Genomic DNA, 9,820 nt, shown 5'->3' with positions numbered 1-9,820 from the left:
AATTTTCTTTAAGTCCAGGTAACATTTGTTAACCTCCTATTTATTATGATAAAATTCTATTTACTTGATTTTTATATAATCTAATATTTTGATGTTACTATAGTATATGAAATATTTAATTTAAGTAACATTTTAATAATTAAATTTAGATATATATTTCAAGCTTTATAGTTTGAATTTAAGTTATTTTATATAATATTAATTATTTCTTATTAATATATTATTCGTACCTTTTAATCATTATACACCAATAAATTTATTTGGTAAATTTTACACTTATGTAAATTTGTAAAAATAAAACAACCATGTATATACATGGTTGTTCTTTTAAAAATTAAATTTAATTCTTAAAATTTTATAAATTAAATAATGGCCAATTATTTAACTAAAAGCATAGCTATTGCATTTATAAAGAATAATACTGCAGCTATTTTTGTTACTCTTCCAAGGAAAGCTTCTTTTCCTTTTGGTTTGAAGTAGCTTTGGTTTCCTTCTCCACCATATTGTGAAGGAACTGCACTCTTTGTATCTTGTGGCATTATACTTAATATAAGAACTACTGCTAGTACTGATTGTACTCCCATTAGTATAGTACTTATGTTCATATGTCCACCTCCTACTCTTTAGTTTATAAAATACTTTATACTTTAATATATCACACTAATCTAGTCAATTCAAGGCACGTAGCCTAAAATTAACCATTATTTTACTCTGCATTTTTGCAAAAAATCACCCCTTAAAGTAGAATTTTACAGGTCTTTTTGCTTGTGTCTACTTTAAAAGAGCCTTGAATTTCTTCAAGGCTCTTTTATATTTATTTTACAGAAACTAATTCTTGTTTTAAGTTGTAGAAAGATTTCATTCCACAGTATCTAGCTTGTTCTCCAACCATTTCTTCTATTCTTAATAATTGGTTGTACTTAGCAACTCTATCAGTTCTTGATGGAGCACCAGTTTTTATTTGTCCAGCGTTTACAGCTACTGCTAAGTCAGCTATAGTTGTATCTTCTGTTTCTCCAGATCTATGAGATATAACTGCAGTGTATCCAGCTCTCTTAGCCATTTCTATAGCATCTAATGTTTCAGTTATTGTACCTATTTGGTTAACTTTTATTAATATAGAGTTAGCAACACCTGCTTCTATTCCTCTTTCTAATCTTTCAGTGTTAGTAACGAATAAGTCGTCTCCAACTAATTGTACTTTATTTCCTAATCTATCAGTTAATATTTTCCATCCATCCCAATCTTCTTCATCTAATCCGTCTTCTATTGTTACTATTGGGAAGTTGTTAACCCACTCTTCGTATAAATCAACCATTTGCTCAGCAGTTAATTTTTTACCTTCGTGTTTTAAATCATAAAGTTTAGTTTCTTTATCGTACATTTCTGTAGCAGCAACGTCAAGACCTAGTCTTACGTCATCTCCTGGCTTGTATCCAGCTTTTTCTATAGCTTCAACTATTAATTCTAAAGCTTCTCTGTTTGATCCTAAGTTTGGAGCGAATCCACCTTCGTCACCTACACCACAAGCTAATCCTCTTTCTCCAAGAACTTTCTTTAATGAGTGGAATACTTCTGCACCCATTCTTAATCCTTCTCTGAATGACTTAGCTCCTACTGGTAATATCATGAATTCTTGAACGTCAACGTTGTTATCAGCATGCTCCCCACCGTTTAATATGTTCATCATTGGTACTGGTAATTGCTTAGCGTTAACTCCACCTATGTATTGGAATAATGGTAATCCTAATTCTTCAGCAGCAGCTCTAGCAACAGCCATAGAAACACCAAGTATTGCGTTAGCTCCTAATTTACCTTTGTTGTGAGTTCCATCTAATTCTATCATTAATGCATCTATTGTTGGTTGATCAAAAGGATCCATTCCTTCTAATTCTGGAGCTATTATTTCATTTACGTTAGCAACAGCTTTTTCTACACCTTTTCCTATGTATCTTCCTTTGTCACCGTCTCTTAATTCAACAGCTTCGAAAGCTCCTGTTGAAGCTCCTGATGGAACTATAGCTCTTCCTACTGCTCCACTTTCTAATGCTACTTCAACTTCTACTGTTGGATTTCCTCTTGAGTCTAATACTTCTCTTGCATATACTAATTCTATAACTGACATATGTACGTCTCCTCTCCAAATTATATATTCAAATTACATTTATTTAAATTTACTTGATAGGTAAATTTTTATGCAATCTATTATTTTTATAAACTTTATTTTATTAAAGAGTTTCCAGTCATTTGTTCTGGTTGCTCTAAGTTCATCATATCTAAGATTGTAGGTGCTATATCTGATAGTCTACCATCTTCTTTTAAAGAAGCTTCTTTTAATTCATTTCCTACAACTATAAATGGTACTGGATTAGTTGAGTGAGCTGTTACAGTTGATTCTGTATTTGCATCCCACATATACTCTGCGTTACCATGGTCAGCAGTTATTATTGCTTTTCCATCTTTAGAAAGTATTTTTTCTATTACTTTACCTACGCAAGTATCAACAGCTTCTATAGCTTTTATAGCAGCTTCCATAACACCTGTATGCCCTACCATATCAGGGTTAGCATAGTTTACTACTATTAAATCATATTTATCTTCATCTATTTTAGCTAATAGTTTATCAGTTAGTTCATAAGCACTCATCTCTGGTTGTAAGTCATAAGTTGCAACCTTTGGAGATGGAACTAATAATCTATCTTCACCATCATTTGGTTCTTCTACTCCGCCATTGAAGAAGAATGTAACGTGAGCGTATTTTTCAGTTTCAGCAGCTCTTAATTGAGTTTTGCCATTTGAAGCTAAATACTCACCTAATGTATTTTCTAAACTTTGTGGTTTAAATGCTACATTTACATTTTTTATAGTTACATCGTATGTAGTTAAACACACGAAGAATGTATTTAAGTTTGGTCTTTCAAATCCAGCAAAATCAGTATCAACTATAGCTCTAGTTATTTCTCTAGCTCTATCTGGTCTAAAGTTACCAAATACTACAGAATCATCTTCTTTTATAAGCCCTAATGGCTTACCATTTTCAACTATAACTGTAGGAACAACGAATTCATCATTCTTGTCATCAGCATAAGATTTTTCTATTGCTTCTTTAGCTGAAGTTGCTGTATTCCCTTTTCCATTAACCATTGCATCATATGCAAGTTGAACTCTTTCCCATCTCTTGTCTCTATCCATAGCGTAGTATCTACCAGAAACTGAAGCTATTTTACCAACTCCAACTTCTTTCATGTAGTTTTCTACATCTTCGATAAATTCTAAAGCACTTCTTGGGTCTACGTCTCTTCCATCTGTAAATGCATGTATAAATACATTTTCTACACCATTTTCTTTAGCCATTTTTATTAAAGCTTTTAAATGGTCTATGTGAGAGTGTACTCCACCATTAGATAGTAATCCCATTAAGTGAAGAGAATGTTCTTTTGCATTTTCCATAGCTTTTAGTAAAACTTCATTTGTGAAGAAATCTCCATCTTTTATAGCTTTACTAACTCTAGTTAAGTCTTGATAAACTATTCTTCCTGCACCGATGTTTGTATGACCAACTTCAGAGTTACCCATTTGTCCATCTGGAAGACCTACATCAAGTCCACTAGCTTGGATTAATGTATGAGGATATTCATTCATTATTTTATCTAAATTAGGAGTATTTGAAGATGATATTGCATTACCATTAGTATTTTGGCTTTCTCCAAATCCATCCATTATTATTAAAGCGACTGGTTTTTTCATATATGTCTCTCCTTAGAAATTAACAAGCTTTACATAATCATTTGCTTCTAAACTAGCTCCACCAATTAAAGCCCCGTCTATATCGCTTTGATTCATTATTTCAGCTACGTTTGAAGGTTTTACACTTCCTCCGTATTGAATTCTAACTTCATTTGCTAAATCTCCATAAAGATTAGCTACAACTTGTCTTATATAAGCTATAACATCATTTGCATCTTCAGATGTAGCTGTTTTTCCAGTTCCTATAGCCCATCTTGGTTCATATGCTATAACAACCTTAGCTAAATCTTCTTTAGATACATTTTCTAAACCTTTTTCAACTTGAACTTTACAAACATTTTTAGTATTTCCGGCTTCTCTTTCTTCTAAAGTTTCACCAACGCATAATATAGGGTCTATTTTAACTTCTAATGCTTTTAAAACTTTTTTATTTACTGTTTCATTAGTTTCATTGAAGTATTGTCTTCTTTCAGAATGTCCTATTATTACATAATCCATATCTAACTCTTTTAACATAAGTGGTGATATTTCACCCGTAAAAGCTCCCTTTTCTTCAAAGTGCATATTTTGAGCACCTATCTTTATGTCAGTTCCTTTAGTAGCTTCTTTCAGGTCTTTTAATAATGTGAAAGGTGCGCATATAACTGCTTCTACCTCATTATTGTTCACTCTATCTTTAATATCATGCACAAATTCTAGAGCCTCTGCTATAGTTTTGTACATTTTCCAGTTACCTGCTATTATTGGTTTTCTCATTATTTAGCCTCCCACTTAAATTAAGATTAAGAGAAATTTTATAATAAAATTTCCCTTAATTTAATTAATTTATTTTAAAGTAGTTTTATACTAATAAAACTAAACTGTGGTCACATATACACACATAGGTATATTATACTAAAAATGTCATTTATATGGTTTATAAATTTATTTATTTGTTATCTAAAGCTACTATACCTGGTAATTCTTTACCTTCTAAGAATTCTAAAGATGCCCCTCCACCAGTTGATACGTGAGTCATCTTATCTCCAAATCCTAATTGGTTTACAGCAGCAGCTGAGTCTCCTCCACCTATTACAGTAGTAGCATCAGTTAAAGCTGCCATAGCTTTAGCAACAGCTAATGTTCCATTTGCGAAGTTTTCAAATTCGAATACTCCCATTGGTCCATTCCATACTATTGTTTTAGAAGCATTTACAGTATTTACGTATTCTTCTATTGTTTTAGGTCCTATATCTAGTCCCATGTGTCCTGCTGGTATGTTAGCATCTTCTGTTATAACAGGAGCTACATCAGCAAATTTATCAGCAACAGCATTGTCTATAGGTAATAATAATTTAACACCTTTAGCTTTTGCTTTTTCCATCATTTCTTTAGCATATTCTACTTTTTCTTCTTCAACTAAAGAAGTTCCTATTTCGTATCCTTGAGCTTTTAAGAATGTATAAGCCATTCCCCCACCTATTATAAGGTTATCTACTTTTTCTAATAACTGCTCTATAACAGCTATTTTATCCGAAACTTTTGCTCCCCCTAATATTGCTGTGAAAGGTCTAACAGGTGTTTCAACCGCTTCACCTAGGAACTTTAATTCTTTTTGAATTAAGTATCCGCAAACTTTCTCTTCTAAGAATTCTCCAGCACCAACTGTTGAACAGTGTGCTCTATGAGCTGTACCGAATGCATCATTTACAAATACATCTGCAAGTGAAGCTAATTCTTTAGAGAAGTTTTCTTCATTTTTAGTTTCTTCTTTTCTGTATCTTGTGTTTTGTAGTAAAACTACATCACCATTTTCCATTTTTTCTACAGCTGCTTTTGCGTTTTCCCCAACAACGTTATCATCTGCAGCAAATACTACTTCCTTATTTAACATTTCAGATAATCTTTTTGCAACTGGTGCTAAAGATAATTCTGGTTTTGCTTCCCCTTTTGGTTTTCCTAAATGAGAGCATAGTATAACTTTTGCTCCATTTTCTATTAAGTAGTTTATAGTTGGAAGTGCTCCATTTAATCTGTTTTCATCAGTTATAACACCATCTTTTAGTGGTACGTTGAAATCACATCTTACTAAAACTCTTTTTCCGTTTACGTTTATATCTTCTATTGTTTTTTTATTAAGCATTGACATTGTTATCTCTCCTCTCAAAAAGAAACCATTTATTGTATATTATAAAAATTATATATATAATCCTTTTTCTAATCTATTAACTCTTAAAAAAGTCCGCAATTTGTAGCATTATACTACAAACTCGGACTTATATGAAATTACTTAGCTAAGTTAGCGAAGTATCCTAATGTTCTTATTAATTGAGATGTATAAGACATTTCGTTATCGTACCAAGAAACAACTTTAACTAATTGCTCTCCGTTTACTTCCATAACTCTTGTTTGAGTTGCATCGAATAATGATCCGAAGTTCATTCCTATTATGTCAGAAGAAACTAATGGCTCTTCAGTGTATCCGAAAGATTCATTTGAAGCAGCTTTCATAGCAGCATTTATTTCTTCTACAGTAACGTTTTTGTCTAATGTACAAACTAATTCAGTTAAAGAACCTGTTATAACTGGAACTCTTTGAGCTCCTCCGTCTAATTTACCTTTTAATTCAGGTATAACTAAACCTATAGCTTTTGCAGCTCCTGTAGTATTAGGAACTATGTTAGAAGCAGCAGCTCTAGCTCTTCTTAAGTCACCTTTTGCGTGAGGACCATCTAATGTATTTTGGTCATTAGTGTATGCATGTATTGTAGTCATGAATCCTTTTTGTAATCCAAATACATCGTTTAATGTTTTAGCCATTGGTGCTAAACAGTTAGTTGTACAAGAAGCTCCTGATATAACTGTTTCAGTTCCATCTAATACATCATGGTTTACGTTGAATACTACAGTTTTTAAATCTCCTGTAGCTGGTGCAGATATAACAACTTTCTTAGCACCTGCTTGTAAGTGAAGTCCTGCCTTCTCTTGAGAAGTGAAGAATCCAGTACATTCTAATACTATATCTACTCCTAATTCAGCCCATGGTAAGTCAGCTGGGTTTCTTTCAGCAGTAACTTTTATTTCTTGTCCATTAACTACGAAAGCACCTTCTTTAACTTCTATTTCACCATTGAATCTACCTTGAGCAGAGTCATATTTGAATAAGTGAGCTAATGTCTTAGCATCTGTTAAGTCGTTTATAGCAACAACTTCAAACTTATCTGTTTGCTCCATTAATTTTCTTAAAGCTAATCTTCCTATTCTTCCAAAACCGTTTATAGCAACTTTAACCATTTCGCTACCTCCTAATAAATTTATAATTTAATTTATAATATATTTTACTAGCATTGCTAGTGATTAGCATTTATTGTTCTAATATAGCCTGAGCACTTTCTTCATCAGTGATAAGAACTATATTTTTATTTATATTAGATAATGCAATTAAGGCATTTGCTTTTCTTTTTCCAGCAAATACAGCTATACTTTCTTTAACGTTTTTGAATGTTTCTAAGTCTATACCTACAGTATTCAACTTATAAACGATTTCTCCTTCTTCATTAAAGTAATGGCCAAAAGCTTCTCCAACTGCACCTTTAGATATAATTTCATGGAACTTATCTTCTGGTATCCTTCTTCTTTTTGCCATTTCATCAGCTTTACCTATTCCAAATACTAATACATCTGTCTTTTGTATAAACTCTAATGTATTTTTTATTTCAGGCTCTTGACTAAGTGTTTTAATTGCTTCTTCGCCTAATTCATCTGGTATATTAAGTAATTTGTAATTTGAATGTAGTTTTTTACTAGTTATGGCTACAATGCTATTTGACTGCATTTCTACCTCTTTTCCCATACTACCTCTAGCAGGGATAACTGTTACATCTGGATATCTTTTATCAGTTTTTATACTATTTGCAAATTCTAGCATAGTACTTCCACCTGTAATAGAAACTATGTCTCCATCTTTTAATATACTTAAGAAATATTCAGATCCACATCTTGCTACATCCTTTATTAAACTGTCATTACTATCAAAGCTTCCAGGTACTAATAAAACCTTTTTAATACCAAGCTTACTTTTCACCTTATCCTGTAATGTAGATAATCCCATAATATCATCCATTACATCTTTTAGTTCATCTAAAAGTTTATTACCTTCAATTGTTATGGTCATTCCAGATACTGCTACATCTATAAGTCCTTGTTCCTTTAGAAATTCGGTTTCTGACCTTATAACCCTTTCACTTATATCTAATATATTTGATAGAGTTCTTCTTCCTATTGGTTCACTTAAAGATATTTGTCTAAGTATAGCGTATCTTCTTTCCATAAGCTCAATCACTTGCGGAATAAGTTTTTGTTGTATCTTTAATAAGTTTTTCATTTGTTACTCCTTATTACAATCATAGGGACATTTTTTGTCCCTTGTATTTGTTTTAGTCCCACAAGATAATTTAATTTTATATCAAATAGAGTTACTTTTCAATACTTTTTATAACATTTTTATATTTTTAATTAATTAAATATATTCTAACACTCCTTCCTCTTACTTGATGGCAATATGTCAAGCTCTTCCCTATACTTCGAAACCGTTCTCCTAGCAATATTAATTCCCATATTAGTCAATATTTTTGCTAGTTGATTATCACTAAATGGTTTTTTCTTATTTTCAGACTTTATTGTGTCCTGTATTATCTTTTTTATKCTAGTGCTAGATGTTAAACCTTCATTATTAGTTTCTAAAGCACTACTAAAGAAATATTTAAATTCATATATGCCAAATGGAGTTAACATATACTTACCATTTATCCCTCTACTAATAGTTGATTCATGAAGTTCTAGTTTTTCTGCAATATATTTCATTTTCATTGGTTTGATATATTGCTCTCCATATTCAAAAAACGATTGTTGATATTTTACAATCTCTTCAGCTATCTTTAGTACTGTAGCTGTTCTACCTTCAATATTCTTTATTAGCATAGTTGCTGAATTTAACTTATCCTTTATAAAATCCTTAACTTTTTCATCAGAGTGAGAACTCTTTAAAATTTCTTTATAGAAGTTATTTATTCTTAATCTTAAATTATCACTTTCATTTATATAAGCTATAAATTCATTATCTATTTTTTCAACAATAACATCTGGCTTAACATATACACTTTTTTCATCAGAACATACTCTACCTGGCTTGGGATCTAGCGTTTTTATTATATTTATAAAATTTATACATTTTTGCATTGATATATTGTACTTTTTCACTATATCTTTATACTTGTTGTTTCCTATTAGCTCTAAATCATTAGAAATAAGTTTTTCTAATAATTTATTTTCTATGCCTAAGTTCCTAAGCTGTATTATTAAACACTCTGATAAATTTCTAGAACCTACTCCTATTGGTTCTAATTGTTGTACTAAATCTAAACACTTTTCAAATATGTTATCATTTATATTTAGTTCTTTCTTTATTTCACCTTCATTTATCCTTAAATATCCATCTTCATCTAAACTATCTATTATATAATCACAAGTTTCTTTTTCTATTTTATTTAATTTATATAAACTAGCTTGTAAATGTAAACTCTCATATAAATTTGATGCACTTTTTATAATATTTTCTAAGTTGATATCATTATCTGAGTTGTAATATAATTCATTTTTATCAAATTGATATGAATTTTCAATATCTTTTATATATGATTCCCAATTTATTTCACTATTTTTATCTACTTCTAATAATGGATTTTCTTCTACTGCTTTATTTATTTCATCTTCTAACTCTAACTTGCTCATATGTAATATTTTTAAAGATTGCTTTAGTTGAGTAGTTATTATTAATTTCTGAGATTGATTCAATTCTAAGCTAGTATTAAAATTCATTTTTCACCCCATAATATCCTCTTTATATAATAAAATAATATACNAAAATTCGCTTCGCTTAAGCGATGTGTCGGCGAAATACTTCATTTCGCCAACGATATATCCTCGCTACCACTTTGAGCAACGTGTTGGCGAAACATTTCGGATACATCCGTTGCTCAAAAAAAGACCTTCAAGCATAATATGCTCAAAGGCCTTTTTTATAAATTAAATATTA

General features: G+C 30.8%; 8 protein-coding genes. All 8 read right to left on the bottom strand.

Translation table 11 applies throughout. From position 1 onward, the window contains the following. Positions 1-377 precede the first annotated feature (377 nt). Positions 378-599 (bottom strand): preprotein translocase subunit SecG, encoded by a 222-nt coding sequence (gene secG, locus G3997_RS00940; protein WP_296649204.1) that lies wholly within the window; start codon positions 597-599, stop codon positions 378-380. Positions 600-814: 215 nt separating this feature from the next. Then, positions 815-2,125: a phosphopyruvate hydratase gene (gene eno, locus G3997_RS00935; protein ID WP_296646683.1), complete on the bottom strand. Its 1,311-nt coding sequence runs from the start codon at positions 2,123-2,125 to the stop codon at positions 815-817. 95 nt (positions 2,126-2,220) lie between these two features. After that, the gene (gpmI, locus tag G3997_RS00930; protein ID WP_296646679.1) at positions 2,221-3,747 is read right to left on the bottom strand and encodes a 2,3-bisphosphoglycerate-independent phosphoglycerate mutase; all 1,527 of its coding nucleotides are present in this window, start codon (positions 3,745-3,747) and stop codon (positions 2,221-2,223) included. A 12-nt stretch (positions 3,748-3,759) separates the two neighbouring features. Further along, positions 3,760-4,503, bottom strand: coding sequence for a triose-phosphate isomerase (gene tpiA / locus G3997_RS00925; protein ID WP_296646675.1), 744 nt, complete (start codon positions 4,501-4,503; stop codon positions 3,760-3,762). Positions 4,504-4,675: 172 nt separating this feature from the next. Continuing rightward, positions 4,676-5,875 carry a phosphoglycerate kinase gene (locus tag G3997_RS00920; protein ID WP_296646670.1) on the bottom strand — a complete coding sequence of 400 codons (1,200 nt, stop codon included), beginning with the start codon at positions 5,873-5,875 and terminating at the stop codon, positions 4,676-4,678. 137 nt (positions 5,876-6,012) lie between these two features. After that, entirely contained in the window at positions 6,013-7,020 is a 1,008-nt protein-coding gene (gap, locus tag G3997_RS00915) for a type I glyceraldehyde-3-phosphate dehydrogenase (protein ID WP_296646665.1), read from the bottom strand. A 70-nt stretch (positions 7,021-7,090) separates the two neighbouring features. Next, entirely contained in the window at positions 7,091-8,110 is a 1,020-nt protein-coding gene (locus tag G3997_RS00910) for a sugar-binding transcriptional regulator (RefSeq protein ID WP_296646662.1), read from the bottom strand. A gap of 146 nt (positions 8,111-8,256) precedes the next feature. Next, the gene (gene rpoN, locus G3997_RS00905) at positions 8,257-9,603 is read right to left on the bottom strand and encodes an RNA polymerase factor sigma-54 (RefSeq protein WP_296646658.1); all 1,347 of its coding nucleotides are present in this window, start codon (positions 9,601-9,603) and stop codon (positions 8,257-8,259) included. Positions 9,604-9,820: the final 217 nt, after the last annotated feature.

It is taken from the genome of Romboutsia sp. 13368 (assembly GCF_018336475.1).
In the GTDB taxonomy this organism is placed as follows: Bacteria; Bacillota; Clostridia; order Peptostreptococcales; family Peptostreptococcaceae; genus Romboutsia.
The sequence above is the reverse complement of the archived record's forward strand: the minus strand, read 5'-3'. Positions and strand labels throughout refer to the sequence as shown.